12 protein-coding genes and 1 riboswitch are annotated in these 17,719 nt (G+C 66.2%); of the genes, 6 read left to right on the plus strand and 6 right to left on the minus strand.

The features are described from left to right. Window positions 1-16: 16 nt before the first annotated feature. Window positions 17-85: riboswitch (S-adenosyl-L-homocysteine riboswitch) on the minus strand. Window positions 86-202: 117 nt separating this feature from the next. From ABIC94_RS20365 to ABIC94_RS20380, 4 genes are all read left to right on the plus strand, one after another. Next, a complete protein-coding gene (locus ABIC94_RS20365) occupies window positions 203-841 on the plus strand; it encodes a hypothetical protein (protein ID WP_354374788.1) in 639 nt (212 codons plus the stop codon). A gap of 144 nt (window positions 842-985) precedes the next feature. After that, window positions 986-1,480, plus strand: a complete 495-nt coding sequence (gene phaP / locus ABIC94_RS20370; protein ID WP_354374789.1) for a TIGR01841 family phasin — start codon at window positions 986-988, stop codon at window positions 1,478-1,480. Between the two features lie 88 nt (window positions 1,481-1,568). Then, window positions 1,569-3,197 carry a peptide chain release factor 3 gene (locus ABIC94_RS20375; RefSeq protein ID WP_354374790.1) on the plus strand — a complete coding sequence of 543 codons (1,629 nt, stop codon included), beginning with the start codon at window positions 1,569-1,571 and terminating at the stop codon, window positions 3,195-3,197. A gap of 7 nt (window positions 3,198-3,204) precedes the next feature. Next, a complete protein-coding gene (locus ABIC94_RS20380) occupies window positions 3,205-4,095 on the plus strand; it encodes an HAD-IIB family hydrolase (protein ID WP_354374791.1) in 891 nt (296 codons plus the stop codon). Here the strand turns inward: ABIC94_RS20380 and ABIC94_RS20385 are convergent. From ABIC94_RS20385 to uvrA, 4 genes are all read right to left on the minus strand, one after another. Then, a complete protein-coding gene (locus ABIC94_RS20385) occupies window positions 4,061-5,029 on the minus strand; it encodes a Bug family tripartite tricarboxylate transporter substrate binding protein (protein ID WP_354374792.1) in 969 nt (322 codons plus the stop codon). The two genes, ABIC94_RS20380 and ABIC94_RS20385, sit on opposite strands and share 35 nt — an antisense overlap. 96 nt (window positions 5,030-5,125) lie before the next feature. Beyond that, window positions 5,126-6,172 carry a histone deacetylase family protein gene (locus tag ABIC94_RS20390; RefSeq protein ID WP_354374793.1) on the minus strand — a complete coding sequence of 349 codons (1,047 nt, stop codon included), beginning with the start codon at window positions 6,170-6,172 and terminating at the stop codon, window positions 5,126-5,128. A gap of 39 nt (window positions 6,173-6,211) precedes the next feature. Next, window positions 6,212-7,261 carry an ornithine cyclodeaminase gene (locus ABIC94_RS20395; protein ID WP_354374794.1) on the minus strand — a complete coding sequence of 350 codons (1,050 nt, stop codon included), beginning with the start codon at window positions 7,259-7,261 and terminating at the stop codon, window positions 6,212-6,214. 135 nt (window positions 7,262-7,396) lie between these two features. Continuing rightward, window positions 7,397-13,150, minus strand: coding sequence for an excinuclease ABC subunit UvrA (gene uvrA / locus ABIC94_RS20400; RefSeq protein WP_354374795.1), 5,754 nt, complete (start codon window positions 13,148-13,150; stop codon window positions 7,397-7,399). Window positions 13,151-13,324: 174 nt separating this feature from the next. Between uvrA and ABIC94_RS20405 the strand changes: the two genes are divergently transcribed. Continuing rightward, window positions 13,325-14,431: an ABC transporter substrate-binding protein gene (locus ABIC94_RS20405; RefSeq protein WP_354374796.1), complete on the plus strand. Its 1,107-nt coding sequence runs from the start codon at window positions 13,325-13,327 to the stop codon at window positions 14,429-14,431. A gap of 125 nt (window positions 14,432-14,556) precedes the next feature. Further along, window positions 14,557-15,672: an ABC transporter substrate-binding protein gene (locus ABIC94_RS20410; protein ID WP_354374797.1), complete on the plus strand. Its 1,116-nt coding sequence runs from the start codon at window positions 14,557-14,559 to the stop codon at window positions 15,670-15,672. A 4-nt stretch (window positions 15,673-15,676) separates the two neighbouring features. Here ABIC94_RS20410 and ABIC94_RS20415 read toward each other — a convergent pair whose 3' ends face one another. Both ABIC94_RS20415 and ABIC94_RS20420 read right to left on the minus strand, forming a co-directional pair. Then, a complete protein-coding gene (locus ABIC94_RS20415) occupies window positions 15,677-15,841 on the minus strand; it encodes a hypothetical protein (RefSeq protein WP_354374798.1) in 165 nt (54 codons plus the stop codon). Window positions 15,842-15,959: 118 nt separating this feature from the next. After that, entirely contained in the window at window positions 15,960-17,654 is a 1,695-nt protein-coding gene (locus ABIC94_RS20420) for an MFS transporter (RefSeq protein WP_354374799.1), read from the minus strand. Between the last annotated feature and the right edge of the window lie 65 nt (window positions 17,655-17,719).

Below are 17,719 nucleotides of genomic sequence, written 5' to 3' on the forward strand. Positions count from 1 at the left end.
GACTCACCGCGAGAACAGCGGGTGAGCGTGGTTGCGATGTAGTCCGAGCCTCACGCCTGATGGCGCTGCAACGCTCCTCGGAACAGGGGATTGTAGACGGCGTGGCGATGCGAGCCAATCGCCGGGATATCCCACATACCGGAAAGCGCGTTTCACATCCGGGGCGTACATTGATCTGCTCCCAACGACGGAAGTTCCATCCATGCTCGTCAGAATCTCCCAGGTCTTGCTGGCCTCGGCTGCCCTTCTTGCCGCCGGTGCGCCGGTCCTTGCCTCCGCGCAGCAGCAGGCAGCCTCCGACCCCGTGCGCATCCGCGGCACCATCGTCCGCGTCGACGCGAAGACCCTCGTGGTGCAAGACCGCGGCGGCGAAGTCGTCAGCCTTGCGCGGCCGGCCGACATGACGGTGTCGGAGGTCTATCCGATCAAGCTGTCCGACATCAAGCAGGGCAGCTTCATCGGCACCGCCGCCATGCCGCAGGCCGACGGCACGCAGAAGGCGCTCGAGGTGGTGGTGTTCCCCGAGGCCGCGCGCGGTACCGGCGAAGGCCACCGTCCGTGGGACCTGCTGCCGCAGAGCACCATGACCAATGCCACCGTGGCGGATCTGGCCGCAGCGCCAAAATCGGTGCGCGGCGGACAACAACTCCGGCTGACCTACAAGGGCGGAGAAAAGACTGTCATCGTGCCGCCTGATGTGCCGGTCGTGACCTTCCGTCCCGGCACCGAATCCCTGCTGGTGCCTGGCGCCAAGGTGCTGGTCAACGCACAGGAAAAGAACGGCATCCCCACGGCGCTGCGGGTCACCGCCGGGCGCAACGGTTTCGCGCCGCCGATGTAATCCAAGGGAAATCCCGCAGGCAAATTTGTCGCAGCGGCAGCCGCGGGCGTGCCGCTGCGGCGTATCGTGGCGAGGGACTTTGCCGTCCGGCCGGTCCTTGTCATTCACCCGTTCACCCGACACCGACACAGGAGATACCGCACCATGGCCACTGCCAAGAAAGCCGCCGCAAAGAAAACCACTGCCAGCAGCAGCACCAAGGCGGCGGGCCCCGAGGCCGCCGACATGCTCAATCCGCTGAAGAACCTCAAGGCCATGACCGACCGGCTGCAGGAACTCAACCTGACCGGCGGCGCGAGCAAGCTGCTCGCCAACGGCCAGAAGGACCTTCAGACGCTGATGCAGGCGAACCAAAAGTCCTACCAGGGCCTGCAGACCGTGGTGCAACGGCAAACCGAGATGATCAAGAACGCCATCGTCGAATGGCAGACGGCCGCCAAGGAAATGCCCGGCAAGGACCCCAAGGCCAACCTCGCCAAGCTCGACGAACTCGGCCGCCAATCGTTCCAGCGCGCCATCGACGACATCAAGGAACTCGCCAACCTTGCCGCCAAGTCGCAAGCCGATTCCTTCGAGCTGGTGCGCCAGCGCATACAGGCCAATGTGGACGAAGTGACCAAGCTGCTGCAGCGGAAGTAAGGCGCCCAAGGCGGACGTTTCCGGCCTTGGCCGGTGGGTTCCCGGGCCGCCTTCTAAAATCGGGCAATCCCCCTGCAGATTGCCCACCTTGTCTTTTGTTGCCGAAACCCGCCGCCGTCGCACCTTCGCGATCATTTCCCACCCTGACGCCGGCAAGACCACGCTGACCGAGAAGCTGCTGCTTTTCTCCGGCGCGATCCAGATCGCCGGCTCGGTCAAGGCGCGCAAGGCCTCGCGCCATGCGACTTCCGACTGGATGGAAATTGAAAAGCAGCGCGGCATCTCGGTGGCCTCGTCGGTCATGCAGATGCTGTACCGCGACCACGTCATCAACCTGCTCGACACGCCCGGCCACAAGGACTTCTCGGAAGACACCTACCGCGTGCTCACGGCCGTCGACTCGGCCCTGATGGTGATCGATGCGGCCAACGGTGTGGAAGCGCAGACGCGCCGACTGATCGAGGTCTGCCGCCAGCGCGATACGCCCATCATCACCTTCGTCAACAAGATGGACCGCGAAGTGCGCGAGCCGCTCGACATCCTCGACGAGGTGGAGCGCGAGCTTGGCATGCCCTGCGTGCCCATGACCTGGCCGGTCGGCCAAGGCAAGAGCTTCCGCGGGATCATGAACCTGCGCACGCAGACGATGACGGTGTTCGAGTCGGGCAGCGAGCGGTTGCCGCACGACTTCGAGACCATCGCGCTCACCGAACGCGACACGCTCACCAAGCGATTCGGCGCCGATTTCGAATCCGCCATGGACAGCATGGAGCTGGCCACCGGCGCTTCCCCCACCTGGGATCGCGAGGCCTTCCTGGCCGGCAAGCAGACCCCGGTGTTCTTCGGCTCCGGCGTGAACAACTTCGGCGTGATGGAAGTGCTCGACGCGCTGGTCGACCTGGCGCCCTCGCCCCAGTCGCGCACCAGCACCACGATGGTCAACCGCCAGCCGGTGGTGAAAGAGATCCAGCCCGAGGACAAGGACTTCGCGGGCGTGGTCTTCAAGGTGCAGGCCAACATGGACGCCAACCACCGTGACCGCATCGCCTTCGTGCGCATGGCCTCGGGCAAGTACACGCCGGGCATGAAGCTCAAGGTGCAGCGCACCTCGAAGGAGCTGCGCCCCACCAGCGTCGTCACGTTCATGAGCCAGCGCCGCGAGGCGGTCGAAGAGGCCTATGCGGGCGACATCGTGGGCTTCACCACGCATGGCGGCGTGCAACTGGGCGACACCATCACCGACGGCGCGAGCCTGCAGTTCACCGGCCTGCCCTTCTTCGCGCCCGAACTGTTCATGACGGTGATTCTGAAAAACCCGCTGCGTACCAAGCAGTTGCAGCAGGGCCTGGCCCAGCTCGGCGAAGAAGGCGCGATCCAGGTGTTCCGTCCCGAGGTCGGCGGGCCGATGCTGCTGGGCGCTGTCGGCCAGCTGCAGTTCGAAGTGGTGCAGCACCGCCTGAAGGCCGAGTACGACGCCGACGTGCGGCTCGAGGGCTGCCAGTACACGGGTGCACGCTGGATCACGGCCGACACCCCGGCCGAGTTGCGCGAGTTCGTCAACGCGTACCCGGTGCGCATGGCCAAGGACGCGGCCGACACGCTGGCCTTCCTGTGCACGTCGCCGTACGACGTGCGGTTGGCGCAGGAGCGCTTTCCGAAGATCCATTTCCATCCGCTGCGCGAGCACGCGGGGCTGGCACTGCAGAGCGCGGGCTGAGCCAGGCATGCGCCAGTCGACTTCGCTGCCCTCCTCGCCCACCCATCTGCTGCCGCTGTCGCAATGGGCGGCGACCGCGCGCGGCAACCTGGTCGGCGTGTTCACCGACATCGACGACACGCTCACGACAGAAGGCGCCATCACGCCCGATGCGCTGAAGGCGCTTGGAGACCTCAAGGCCGCCGGGCTTCAGGTCGTGGCGATCACCGGTCGTCCGGTAGGCTGGAGCGAGCCTTTCGTTTCCGCCTGGCCCGTGGATTCCATCGTGGCGGAAAACGGCGCGGTCGCTTTATTGCCTCTTCCGGAAGGCAAGCTGCAAAAGCGCTACCAGCAGGACGCGGCAACCCGCGCCGCCAATTTCGACCGCATGCAAGCCGTGCTGGCGCGCATCGAGCGCGAGATTCCGGGCGCCCGGCGCGCCACCGACTCGCCGGGCCGCGAGACCGACATCGCCATCGACCACAGCGAGTTCACGCAGCTGAGCGAGGAAACCATCGCACAGGTGGTGACGCTGATGCGCAGCGAAGGCATGCACGCCACCGTGAGCAGCATTCACATCAACGGCTGGTACGGCAACAACGACAAGCTCGAAGGCGCGCGCTGGATCGTGCGTGAGCTGTGGGGCCGCACGCTCGACGACGAAATCGATCGCTGGGCCTATGTGGGCGATTCGACCAACGACCAGCTGATGTTCCGCACCTTTGCGAACAGCGTCGGCGTGGCGAACGTGGCGCGCTTCGTGCCGCAGCTGGAGCACCTGCCGCGCTACGTGACCGAGGGCGAGCGCGGGGCAGGTTTCAGCGAAGTGGCGCGAGCAGTACTGTCTGGCCGCGCCGGCCCTGACCGCAGCGGGCCGTCCACCCTCAGTTCGGCTTCGCCAAGCCCAGCTTCTCGATGACAGCCTTCTCCTTCACCACGGTCTCCTGCGCAAACTTGGTATAGGTTTCAGAGCTCATGTAGTTCGGCAGCATGTCGTAGCGGCCGAGCGAGGCCACGTAGCTTGGCTCTTCCATGGCCTGCTTGAACGCGTCGTGCAGCTTCTTAACCACCTCGGGCGGCGTGCCCTTGGGGGCGCCGATACCGAACGGCGAGTTCTGCACCAAGTCGTAGCCCAGTTCCTTCAGCGTCGGCGCATCGGGGAACTTGGCCAGGCGTTTTTCGCCCCAGGTGTTCAGCACCCGCAGCTTGCCGGCTTCGACTTGCGGCGCAAAGCCGGTGCTGTCGGCGGCGGCCATGAGCTGGCCGCTGACCACCGCGAGCATCAGGTCGGCGCTGCCCTTGTAGGGCACGTGCTGCAGTTCGATGCCGGCCTTCTGCGCAATGATTTCGGTCGTGAGGTGCGGACTCGTCAGGTTGCCCGTGGAGCCATAGGTGAGCTTGCCGGGATTGGCCTTGGCGTAGGCGACAAAGTCGGCCCAGGTCTTGAAGGGGCTGCTGGCCGGCACCACGATGCCGAAGGCGTAACCCGTCACATTGAGGACGTAGCTGATGTCCTTGAGCGGGTCCCAGTTGATCTTGGTGGTGTAGCCGAGGCGGAACACGCCGAGCGGAATCTGCGCGACCGTGTAGCCGTCGGGCTGCGAGGTTTGCAGCGCCTGCGCCGGCAGCGTGCCGCCGGCGCCGGGCTTGTTCTCTACGATCACGGCCTGCCCGAGGATCTTGCTCGCGTTGTCGGCCAGCTGGCGCATCGTGATGTCGGTCGGCCCGCCCGCCGGAAAGGCGATGACCAGCTTGATCGGCTTGCTGGGAAAAGCCTGGGCAAGCGCCGCCAATGGAAAAGCAAGACCGCACGCGGCAAGCGTGGCGGCACAGAGAAGGGAACGGCGGGACATGGCGGAAGACTCCTGAAACTGAATGAACCGCGGATTGGGCCTTGCCCCGCCGTCCCCGGCAATCGGTGCTCACCCGACTGCTGTCGCCGAGGTTCCTCAGCCGGCCCGCTGGCCGAAACCTTCGAGCACGTTCACCGTGTTGATGCCCACTTCCGCGACCGCGTAGCCACCCTCGAACACAAACACCGTGGGCAACCCCGCGCCCGCGAGGTCTTCGCCCATGCGCAGGTAGTCCTCGCTTTTCAGCTTGAAGCCGGAGATCGGATCGCCCTCGAAGGTGTCGACGCCGAGCGACACCACGAGGGCACCCGCCTTTACCTTTGCAATGTTGTCGAGCGCCGACCTGAGCGCCGCGCGCCATGCGACAAAACCGGTGCCGCGTGCGAGCGGCAGGTTGTGGTTGAAGCCCACCCCTTCGCCCGCGCCGCGCTCGTCCGCATGGCCGAGGTAATACGGATAGTCGGTGAGCGGGTCGCCGTGCAGGCTTGCAAAGTGAACATCGCTTCGCTCATAGAAGATGGCCTGCGTGCCGTTGCCGTGGTGGTAGTCCACGTCGAGCACGGCAACGCGCTCCACACCGGCATCGCGCAGCGCCTGCGCGGCCACCGCGGCGTTGTTGACGAAGCAGTAGCCGCCGAAGAAATCGGCACCCGCATGGTGGCCCGGCGGGCGAGTGAGTGCAAAGGCGGCGCGCCGGCCGCCGATAACGCGCTGCGCCGCGGTCCATGCGCAGGCGGCGCCATGCCGCGCGGCGGCCCAGCTGCCGGCCGTGAGCGGCGTGCCAGCGTCGAACGAGAACAGGCCCAGGCGGGCCGGAAAGCTCTGGGGCAGCACATCGGTGCGCATGCCGCGCGTGGGCCAGTACGAAGGCAGGGCATCGCGGGAGGCGTTGGCCGGGTCGAGCGCCACCCATTCATCCCACGCATGCGCAATGAAGTCCAGGTAGCGCGGCGCATGCACCTTGGCCAGCAGCGCCTCATCGAATGCATCGGGCACCTGCAACGGACCCAGGGCTCGACGCTCCAGTTCATGCTTCACATGGTCGACGCGGGCGGGCACCTCGAAGCACGGCACCAGCTCGCCGCGGAACATCTCGACTTTGCCTTGGTGAAGTGCGTGCTGGTCGTTGTAGATGGTGAGCATGAATGAAAAAGCAGATGGGCGTTGCTGCGAAGCCGCCCATCATGCCGCACGCCGCAGCACCGCACGGCGCCGGCCGGAGGCGGTCAACCCGAACAGATCCTTTGGGTCGTCGAGCTCGGGCACCAGCGCAATCTGCTGGCCCACGCCGCGCTCGATGGCCAGCTGATGGATGTAGCGCAGCGCGGTGTAGTCCTCGAGCGCGAAGCCGACCGAATCGAACACCGTGACCTGGTCGGCACTTTCGCGGCCCGGCACGTCGCCGACCAGCACCTTCCAGAGTTCGTGCACCGGAAAGTCGGCCGGCAACTGCTGGATTTCGCCCTCGACGCGGGTCTGGGGCTCGTACTCGACGAACACGCGCGCCAGGCGCAGCACGCCGGGGTGCAGCTCGGTCTTGCCGGGCGAATCGCCGCCCACGGCATTGATGTGCATGCCGGGCTCGATCATGTCGGGCGTGAGGACGGTGGCCTGCCCCTGAAATGCGGTGACGGTGGTGACGATGTCCGCGCCGCGCACGGCATCGGCCACGGAATGCGCGCGCACGACGTCCAGCGGCGTGCAAGCGGACAAGTGACGCACCAGCTTGTCGGTGGCACGCGGGTCGATGTCGAACACACGCACTTCCTCGATGCCCAGCAGCGCATGAAAGGCCAGCGCCTGGAACTCGCTTTGCGAGCCGTTGCCGATCAGCGCCAGGCTGCGCGAGCCGGGTCGCGCCAAGGCCTGCGCCGCCATGGCCGAGGTGGCGGCGGTACGCAGCGCGGTGGTGAGCGTGAGCTCGGACAACAGCACCGGGTAGCCGGTATCGACCTCGGCCAGCACCCCGAAGGCCATGACCGTGGGCAGCCCGACCGAGGTGTTGTGCGGATGCCCGTTGACGTATTTGAAGGCGTAGGCGCCGTCGTCGGCCACGGGCATCAGCTCGATCACGCCGAGATGCGAATGGCTGGCCACGCGCGCTTTCTTGTCGAACTCGCGCCAGCGCAGGAAATCGTCGCGCAGCGCGTCGGCCAGCGCCTTGAGAAATTGCGGAACGCCGGTTTCGTCCACCAGGCGAACCAGGCTGTGAACATCGATGAAGCGGGTCATGACATGGCTCCTTGCGTAGCCCCGGCACGGCGCTTCATCCTGTCACCCGACTCGATCCCCCATGGCTGATTCAGGATGCGCCTGCGCCAAGGATTGAAGCCATTGTGCGCCGCCTTTCGGCGCTTTGCGAGCCCCCTATCTTGTCAACACCGGCGCCAGCGCCACGCCCGTGTGGGTACCCAGCCGCACCACCTCTTCCGGCGGCGCCGCCGCGACGATGCGCCCGCCGGCGTTGCCGCCTTCCGGCCCCAGGTCGATGATCCAGTCGGCCTCGGCGATCAGGTCGAGGTCATGCTCGATCACCACCACGCTGTGGCCGCCGTTCACCAGCCGGTGCAGCACGTGGATCAGCTTCTCGACGTCGGCCATGTGCAGGCCCACGGTCGGCTCGTCGAGCACATAGAGCGTGTGGGGCGCCTTCTGGCCGCGGCGGGTGATGTCGTCGCGCACCTTGCTGAGTTCGGTCACCAGCTTGATCCGCTGCGCCTCGCCGCCCGAGAGCGTGGGCGAAGGCTGGCCCAGCGTGAGGTAGCCGAGGCCGACGTCCTTCAGCAATTGCAGCGGATGGCTGATGTTGGGCATGGCGGCGAAGAACTCCACCGCCTCGTCCACCTCCATCTGCAGCACGTCGCCGATGCTCTTGCCACGCCAGCTCACGGCCAGCGTCTCGGGGTTGAAGCGCGCGCCGTGGCACACCTCGCAAGGCACCTTCACGTCGGGCAGGAAGCTCATCTCGATGGTGCGCACGCCGGCACCGTCGCAGCCGGGGCAGCGGCCTTCGCCGGTATTGAAGCTGAAGCGCGCCGGGCCGTAGCCGCGCGCCTTGGCTTCGAGCGTGTCGGCAAACAGCTTGCGGATGGTGTCCCAGAAACCGATATAGGTGGCCGGGCAACTGCGCGGTGTCTTGCCGATGGGGGTCTGGTCGACCTCGAGCACGCGGTCGATGGTTTCGTAGCCCTCGACGCGATCGCAGCCGGACCACGCCGGACGCTTGCCCGCGGCATCGGCGTCGCGGCCGGCCTTGGTCATGCGCTGGATCACGACCGCTTGCACGCTGGCCAGCAGCACGTCGCGCGCGAGCGTGGACTTGCCCGAACCGCTCACGCCGGTGACCACCACCAGGCGATGCAGCGGCAGCGTGGCGGTCAGGTCCTGCAGGTTGTGCAGGTCGGCGCCGTGCACCGTGAGCCATTGGCCGCTGTCTTCCGCCTTCGGGTCGGGAGAAGGAATCAGCCGCCTTGCCTGCAGCGGGTGCTTGATGGCATCGCGCAGGTAGCGGCCGGTCTGCGAATCGCCCGCCGCCTGGATGTCGGCCACCGAGCCTTCGGCCACGAGGCGCCCGCCCCGCTTGCCGGCGCTCGGGCCGATGTCGATGATGTGGTCGGCGCGGCGGATGGTGTCTTCGTCGTGCTCCACCACCACCAGCGTGTTGCCCTTGTCGCCGAGCTTGTGCAGCGCGTCGAGCAGGATCTGGTTGTCGCGCGCATGCAGGCCGATGGTCGGCTCGTCGAGCACGTAGCACACGCCCTGCAGGTTGCTGCCGAGCTGCGCCGCAAGCCGGATGCGCTGGGCTTCGCCGCCGCTCAGTGTCGGCGCGCCGCGGTCGAGCGTGAGGTAGCCCAGGCCCACCTCTTCGAGAAACTCGAGGCGGCTCTTGATCTCGGGCACCAGGTCGCGCGCAATCTCGGCTTCGCGGCCCGTCAGCACCAGGCCTTCGAACCACTGCCTCACTTCGGTCACGCTCATGCGCGCGAGTTCGGTAATGCCGATGCCGCCCATGCCGTCCGCCAGCGATGCGCCGAAGCTCACTGCGCGCGCCGTGGCGTTGAGCCGGGTGCCTTCGCAGGTCGGGCAGGCGGTGTCGGCCAGGTCTTCCACCTCGGGCTCGGCAAAGGTCTGCTCGCGCCCCTTGTTGTCGTCGTCGCGAATCGAGTCGTCGAAGACCTTGCGCTGGTCCTTGCTGAGCTTGACGCCGGTGCCCACGCAGTCGGGGCACCAGCCGTGCTTGCTGTTGTAGCTGAACAGGCGCGGGTCGAGTTCGGCATAGCTGGTGCTGCAGACCGGGCAGGCGCGCAGCGTGGAGAACACGTTCACGCGGCCGATGCCGTGCGCCGACACACCGGCCATCATCGCGGCCTTGAGGCCGTCGAGCTGGCTCAGCACATGCACCACGCCCTTGCCGTGCTCGAGCGCCTTGGTCAGCGCCTCGCGCAGTTCGGTTTCCTTCGAGGGCAGCACGTCGAGGCTGGCCACCGGCAGCTCGATGCTGTGCTCCTTGAAGCGGTCGATGCGCGGAAAGCCCGTGGTCGGCAGGAAGTCGCCGTCCACGCGCAGGTGCGTGAAGCCGCGCGGGCGCGCCCAGTCGGCCAGCTCGGTGTACACGCCCTTGCGGTTGCTCACCAGCGGCGCCAGCAGGCCGATGTGCTGGCCCTTGAAGTTGCGCATCAGCTGCGCCGCGATGCTGTCCGGCGTTTGCGGTTGCACCGCCGCGCCGTCGTGCGTGCAATGCTGGATGCCCAGCTTCACGTACAAGAGGCGCAGGAAGTGCCACACCTCGGTGGTGGTGCCCACCGTGCTCTTGCGGCCGCCGCGCGACAGGCGCTGCTCGATGGCCACCGTGGGCGGAATGCCGTAGACCGCATCCACTTCGGGCCGGCCCGCGGGCTGCACGATGCTGCGCGCATAGGCGTTGAGCGACTCGAGATACCGCCGCTGTCCTTCGTTGAACAAGATGTCGAAGGCCAGTGTCGATTTGCCCGAGCCGCTCACGCCCGTCACCACGCTGAACTTGCCGCGCGGAATGTTCACGCTCAGGTTCTTCAGGTTGTGCTCGCGCGCATTGACGATCTCGATCGCATTGCTGCCCGGCGCCGTCTTGGCATTGGCGATGTAGCGCCGTGCCGCGCGCTCCGCCACCTTGTAGGCCTCGGGGCCGACGGCCAGTTCATAGTCGGCCAGCGCCGCGCCGGTGAGCGAGGCGCGGTTCTCGCGCAGTTGCTCGGGTGTGCCCTCGGCCACCACCTGGCCGCCGCCCTCGCCGCCTTCGGGCCCGAGGTCGATGCACCAGTCGCTCGCGCGGATCACGTCGAGGTTGTGCTCGATCACGATCAGCGAATGCCCAGCGTCGAGCAGCTTGCGCAGCGCGCGCATCAGGCGCGCAATGTCGTCGAAGTGCAGACCGGTGGTTGGCTCGTCGAACAAGAACAGCGTGCCCCTGCGCGCGACCGACTGCTTGCTGGCCGTCGCGCTCTTGGCCGCCTCGGCCAGAAAGCCCGCGAGCTTCAGGCGCTGGGCCTCGCCGCCGCTCAGCGTGGGCACCGGCTGGCCGAGCTTGACGTAGTCGAGCCCCACATCGGAAATGGGCTGCAGCACGCGCAGCACGTCGCGGTCGGCCTCGAACACCGCCGCGGCTTCGGCTACGGTCAGGTCGAGCACATCGGCCACGTTGTAGTTCTTGCCCTTGCGCTCCACGCGCACTTCCAGGATTTCAGGGCGGTAGCGCTTGCCGTCGCAATCGGGGCAGCGCAGGTACACGTCCGACAGGAACTGCATCTCGACGTGCTCGAAGCCCGAGCCGCCGCAGGTCGGGCAGCGCCCGTCGCCGGAGTTGAAGCTGAACTTGCTCGCGGTGTAGCCGCGCTGGCGTGAGAGCGCCGCGGTGGCGAAGATCTCGCGAATCGCGTCCCACGCGCCCACGTAGCTCGCGGGATTGGAACGCGCCGTCTTGCCGATGGGCGACTGGTCGACGAAGACCACGTCGCCCAGGTGATCGGCACCCAGCAGGCGGTCGTGCGCACCCGGCGTTTCGGTGGCCTTGCCGAAGTGGCGCATGAGCGCGGGCGCCAGCACGTCCTGGATCAGCGTCGACTTGCCCGAGCCGCTGACGCCGGTCACGCACACCAGGCGCGCGAGCGGAAACTCGACCGTCACGTTCTGCAGGTTGTGTTCGCGCGCACCTTCGAGAATGAGCCGGTGCGTGTTCTCGCTCACCAGCCGCTTGAAGCCCATGCCGATTTTCTTGCGCCCGCCCAGGTACTGGCCGGTGAGCGTGTCGGCGTCGCGCAGCTGGTCGGTGGTGCCGTCGAAGACGATCTGCCCGCCGCGAATGCCGGGGCCGGGGCCCATGTCGATCACGCGGTCGGCCGCGAGCATCACGGCCGGGTCGTGCTCGACCACCACCAGCGTGTTGCCGGCGTCGCGCAGGCGCAGCATGGCCTCGGTGATGCGGTTCATGTCGCGCGGATGCAGGCCGATGCTGGGCTCGTCGAGCACGAACAGCGTGTTGACCAGCGAGGTGCCGAGCGCCGTCGTGAGGTTGATGCGCTGCACCTCGCCGCCCGAGAGCGTGCGGCTCTGGCGGTCGAGCGTGAGGTAGCCGATGCCCACGTCGTGCAGGTAGCGCAGGCGGGTGGTGATTTCCTCGAACAGCAGCTTCAGCGCCTGCGCCTCGCCCTCGCTCGTGGTGTTGCCGTTGCCGTGCCGCTCGACGCGGTCGAAGAAGCGGCGCAGCCGCTCGATGGGCAGCAGCATCAGGTCGTGCAGGCAAAGGCCGGGGAGCGCCTCGAGCTGCGCACGCGTCCATTTCGCGCCGGTTGGCATGAATCGCTTGGCGGGTTCCAGCACCGCGTCGGCGTCTTCCTTGCTGCCGATGCGCCACAGCAGGCTGTCGAGCTTGAGCCGCGCGCCGCTGCACACGGGGCACGGCGTATAGCTGCGGTACTTCGACAAGAGCACGCGAATGTGCATCTTGTAGGCCTTGCTCTCCAGGTAGCCGAAGAAGCGGCGAACGCCATACCACTGCTTGTTCCAGTTGCCTTCCTTGTAGTTGGGCGTGCCCTCGATCACCCAGTGCTTCTGCTCGTCGGTGAGCTTGTTCCAGGGCGTGTCGCGCGGAATGCCGGCCGCCTCGGCGTGGCGCATGAGGTCGTCCTGCGCCTCTTTCCAGGCGGGGGTCTGGATAGTCTTGATCGCGCCGGCGCGCAGCGTGAGCTTGTCGTTGGGAATCACCAGGCCCAGGTCGACGCCGATCACCCGGCCGAAGCCGCGGCAGGTTTCGCAGGCACCCACGGCCGAGTTGAACGAGAACATCGACGGAATCGGGTCGGTGTAGCGGATGTCGCTCTCGGGGCAATGCAGGCCCGTCGAGAACTTCCACACGTCGGTGGGCGCGTTTTCCTCCGCGCCCGTGGCATGCACTGTGACGCGGCCACTGCCCCGCTTCAAAGCGACCTCGATGGCCTCCACCACGCGCGAACGCTCGGCGCCCGAGATGCGGAAGCGGTCGGCCACCACGTCGAGCACCTTGCGCGGCCCGGTGGGCGTGGCCACTTCGCGCTCCGACTGCACGCGCGTGAAGCCGCTGGCCGACAGCCACTGCGTTACTTCTTCGGCCGATGTGCCCGCCGGCAGCTCGACCGGAAAGGTAACGACCAGCCGTGGATCGCCCGCCGCAGCCGCCCGTTCGGCGATCTGCGCATAGATGCTGTCGGGCGAATCGTGGCGCACCGGCAACGCGGTTTCGCGGTCGAACAGCTGGGCCGCGCGCGCGTAGAGCAGCTTCAGGTGGTCGTTGAGCTCGGTCATGGTGCCGACCGTGGAGCGCGAGGAGCGCACCGGGTTGGTCTGGTCGATGGCAATGGCGGGCGGCACGCCCTCCACCTTGTCGACCGCCGGCTTGTCCATGCGGTCCAGGAACTGGCGCGCGTAGGCGGAGAAGGTCTCCACGTAGCGCCGCTGGCCTTCGGCATAGAGGGTGTCGAACACGAGGCTCGATTTGCCCGAGCCGCTGGGCCCGGTGACCACGGTCATCTCGCCGGTGCGGATGTCGAGATCGAGGTTCTGGAGATTGTGCTGGCGCGCGCCGCGAATCCGGATGGAGCCCTGTGTCATGAGTGCCTTGGGGGGTGGGGCAAACATTCTAGGGAGTGGCCGGTGACGAATTCGCGCATTCCGTCACATGGTCTGTGCCCGCGCAGGGGTTTGTACGGATTCCGTTTTAGACACTTTGAGTAACAAATAGCACATTTTGTTTCCGTTTAACGACTGAACCTCCGAAAGTTACCCATGAAGAAGCTGCACACGCTTTGCGCCGCCCTGCTGACGATGGCCGCCACGGCTGCTTCGGCCCAGATCCTGATCGGCCAGACGACCGGCGTGACCGGCTCGGTGGCCGCAAGCGTCAACGAAGCCCTGGGCGGCGCCCAACTGGTGATCGATGCCGCCAATGCGCAAGGCGGCATTCACGGCGAGAAGATCGAGATACTGCGCATGGACGATGCGTTCGACGTGAAGCGCGCCAGCGAAAACGCCCGCGTGCTGATCGAAGACAAAAAGGTGCTGGCACTGTTCCTGAGCCGCGGCACCCCGCATTCGCAGGCCATCGTGCCCTGGCTCGACAAGCACGGCGTGCCGCTCATCGCGCCTTCGACCGGCGCCATGGCGCTGCACAAGCCGGTTCTCAAGCATGTCTTCAACGTGCGCGCCACCTACCAGCGCGAAGCGGAAAAGGCGATCCAGCACCTGCTCACCACCGGCATTGCGCGCATTGCGGTGGTCTACGTGACCGACTCCTTCGGGCAGGACGCGCTCGAAGGCGCGATGACCGGCTTTGCCAAGGCCCAGTCCAAGCCCATCGTCACCGTGCCGGCCGACCGCGAGAAGCCCGACTACAAGACCATCGTGCCGGCCATCAAGGACGCCAACGCGCAGGCGGTGCTCTGGATCGGTTCGGGCGTCGCGGTGGTCGAAGGCATCAAGTCACTGCGCGCGGCGGGATCCTTCGCGCAGGTGGTCACCTTGTCGAACAACGCTTCGTCGGGCTTCATCAAGCAATTGGGCGATGCGAGCAAAGGGGTGATCGTGACCCAGGTGTTCCCGAGCGAGCGCTCCATCAGCTACCCGATGGTCAAGGAAGCCATCGCGCTTGCGCAGGCCAAGGGCCAGGCCGAACTCTCGCCGGCGGCGCTCGAGGGCTTTGCGTCGGCCAAGGTGCTGGTGGAGGCACTGCGCCGCGCCGGGCCGAAGCCCACGCGCGCCAAGGTGCTTGCAGCGCTCGAAACCCTGCGCGCCTATGATCTCGGCGGACTGGAGGTGAGCTATTCGCCGCAGGACCATTCGGGCATCGACTTCGCCGACCTGGCCATCATCAGCGACGGCCGCTTCAAGCGGTAAACCGTGCCCGGGCGGGGTGCGTAAACCATGGTTTGACAGGGTTTCCACGAGCGAGTGAACGCCGCTCGCTGCACCACATTGCGCATCTTCCGACGGAAGCATTCGCTTCGCGAAAAGGTCGTTCGATGAAGATGTACAGATTCCGCGCCGCCGCGCTTCTGGCGCTCTTCGCCGTGGCCGCTTCCGGTGCATCGGCGCAGATCGTCATCGGCCAGTCGGCCGACCTGTCGGGGCCGGCGGCGGTCGGCGTGAAGGAAACGATCATGGGCTCGCAACTGGTCATCGACCATGTCAACGCCCAGGGCGGCGTTCACGGCGAGCAGATCGAGGTGATCCGGCTGGACGACGGCCTGGACCCGAAGCGCTCGCTCGAGAACACCCGCATCCTCATCGAAGACAAGAAGGTTCTGGCGCTGCTGCTCAACCGGGGCACACCCAACACCATTGCCGTCATTCCCCTGCTCGACAAATATGGCGTGGCGCTGGTCGCCCCTTCCACCGGCGCCATGGCGCTGCACAAGCCGCTGCAGAAAAACATCTTCAACGTGCGCTCGACCTACCAGCGCGAGGCCGAAAAGGCGGTGCAGCACCTGTACACGACGGGCATCCAGCGCATTGCCGTGGTTCAGGCCGACGATTCGTTCGGCAAGGACGCGATGGAAGGCGCGAGCAGGGGCTTCGAAAAGGCGGGCCTGGCGCCGGCCGTGCTCGCGCTGGCCGACCGCAGCAAGCCCGACTATTCAGCCATCGTGCCGCAGCTGATCAAGGCCAACGCGCAGGCGGTGCTGTGGATCGGCTCGGGCACCGCGGTCACCGAAGGCGTGAAGGCGCTGCGGGCCGCTGGCTCGGCCGCGCAGATCATCACGCTCTCGAACAACGCGGCCTCGGGCTTCATCAAGGAACTCGGCTCGACCAGCACCGGCGTGATCGTCACGCAGGTGCTGCCCTACGAGCGCGCGTTCGGCCATCCGCTGATCAAGGAAGCGATGGCGCTTGCACAGGCCAAGGGGCAGACCGAGCTCTCGCCGGCAGTGCTCGAAGGCTTCGTGGCTACCAAGGTGCTGGTGGAGGCCCTGCGCCGCACCGGCCCCAAGCCGACCCGCGCCAGGCTGATTGCCACGCTCAACCGCCTTCAGTACGACGTGGGCGGCAACCTCGGCGTGAACTACTCGCCGCAGGACCACACAGGCATCGACTACGTCGACCTGTCGATCGTCAGCGAAGGCCGCTTCAAGCGGTAGCGGCTTACTTGGCAGGCGCAGCAGGCGCCGCCGGGGCAGCCGGCGCAGGCTCGTGCACCGTGTCGCCGCCGTGCTTCTCGCCGGACATGTCGATCTTGTCACCGCCCTTCGAAATCACATAAAGGGCAATAGCGGCAAAAATGACGAAGCCGACAACGAGTTTCCACATGGGTTCTATCTCCTGATGAGTTCAATGGGTTCAAGAAAAAGGCCTCATGCCGACGGCATGAAGCCCCTTTGTTGAACGGAGGGCCGGCTCTCGCGCCCTCCTCCTGAACATGCGTGCGTCAGTCGTTGGCGTAGATGTCCACGTCCTTCGTTTCGCGGATGAACAGCGTGCCGATGACCAGCGTCATTGCCGCAATGATGATCGGGTACCAGAGGCCGTTGTACATGTTGCCGGTGGTCGCCACGATCGCGAAGGCGGTGGTCGGCAGCAATCCGCCGAACCAGCCGTTGCCGATGTGATACGGCAGGCTCATCGAGGTGTAGCGGATGCGCGTCGGGAACAGCTCGACCAGCATGGCGGCGATGGGACCGTAGACCATCGTGACCAGGAGCACCAGCCAGAACAGCAGCGCAATGACCATCACCTTGTTCATCTTGGCGGGGTCGGCCTTGGCCGGGTAGCCCGCAACCTTCAGGTCTTCGGTAACGCCCTTCTTGAAGGCAGCGATTTCCTTGGCAGATGTTTCGTCGAACTTCAGGTTGACCACGTTGCCCACGGGCGCCTCGATGGTCTTGCTGCCGATCTTGACGATGGCCTTGGAGCCCGGCGCGCCTTCGACGTTGTCGTAGCTCACCGAGTTCTGCACCAGGTAGCGCTTGGCAATGTCGCAAGAGCTCCTGAAGTCGATTTCGCGCGCCACAGGGTTGCCCTGGAACGAGCACGACTTGGGATCGGCGGTCACCGTGACACCGGCGGTCGCTTGTGCGCGGGCCAGGTCGGGGTTGGCGTATTCCGTGATCATCTTGAAGACCGGGAAGTAGGTCACCACGGCCAGCAGGCAGCCGGCCATGATGATCGGCTTGCGGCCGATCTTGTCCGACAGCGTACCGAACACCACGAAGAACGGCGTGCCCAGCAGCAGCGATGCGGCAATCATCAGGTTGGCGGTGGTGCCGTCGACCTTCAGTTGCTGCGTCAGGAAGAACAGCGCATAGAACTGGCCCGTGTACCAGACCACGGCCTGGCCGGCGGTCAGGCCGACGAGCGCCAGGATCACGATCTTGAGGTTCTTCCACTGGCCGAACGATTCGGACAGCGGCGCCTTCGAGGTCTTGCCCTCGGCCTTCATCTTCTGGAAGGCGGGCGATTCGCTCAGCGACAGGCGAATCCACACCGAGATGCCGAGCAGCGCGATCGACACCAGGAACGGAATGCGCCAGCCCCACTCGCCGAACGCCTGCTCGCCGAGCCAGGTGCGCACACCCAGAATGACCAGCAGGCTCAGGAACAGGCCGAGCGTTGCGGTGGTCTGAATCCACGAGGTGTAGGCACCGCGCTTGCCGTGCGGCGAGTGCTCGGCCACATAAGTGGCGGCACCGCCGTACTCACCGCCGAGCGCGAGGCCCTGCAGCATGCGCAGCGCAATCAGGATCACCGGCGCGGCAACGCCGATGGTCGCGTAGCTGGGCAGCAAGCCGACGATGAAGGTCGACAGGCCCATGATCAGGATGGTGACCAGGAAGGTGTACTTGCGCCCGATCATGTCGCCGAGCCGGCCGAACACGATGGCGCCGAACGGACGCACCAGGAAGCCCGCGGCGAATGCCAGCAGCGCAAAGATGAAGGCCGCGCCTGCATCGAGGCCGCTGAAGAACTGCTTCGCGATGATCGCGGCCAGCGAACCGTAGAGGTAGAAGTCGTACCACTCGAACACCGTGCCAAGGGAGGAAGCGAAGATGACCTTCTTTTCCTCCGCGGACATGGGCCGGGGGGCCGGGTGCGGCATCCCCCTCGAATCCAGTGTTGCTGCCATTTGCGTCGTCTCCTGTGTATGCGTTCGTTCAGCCCCGGCATTCGGGACCGTGAAGCATTCTTGGA

The sequence above is a fragment of the Variovorax paradoxus genome (genome assembly GCF_040544635.1).
In the GTDB taxonomy this organism is placed as follows: Bacteria; Pseudomonadota; Gammaproteobacteria; order Burkholderiales; family Burkholderiaceae_C; genus Variovorax; species Variovorax paradoxus_R.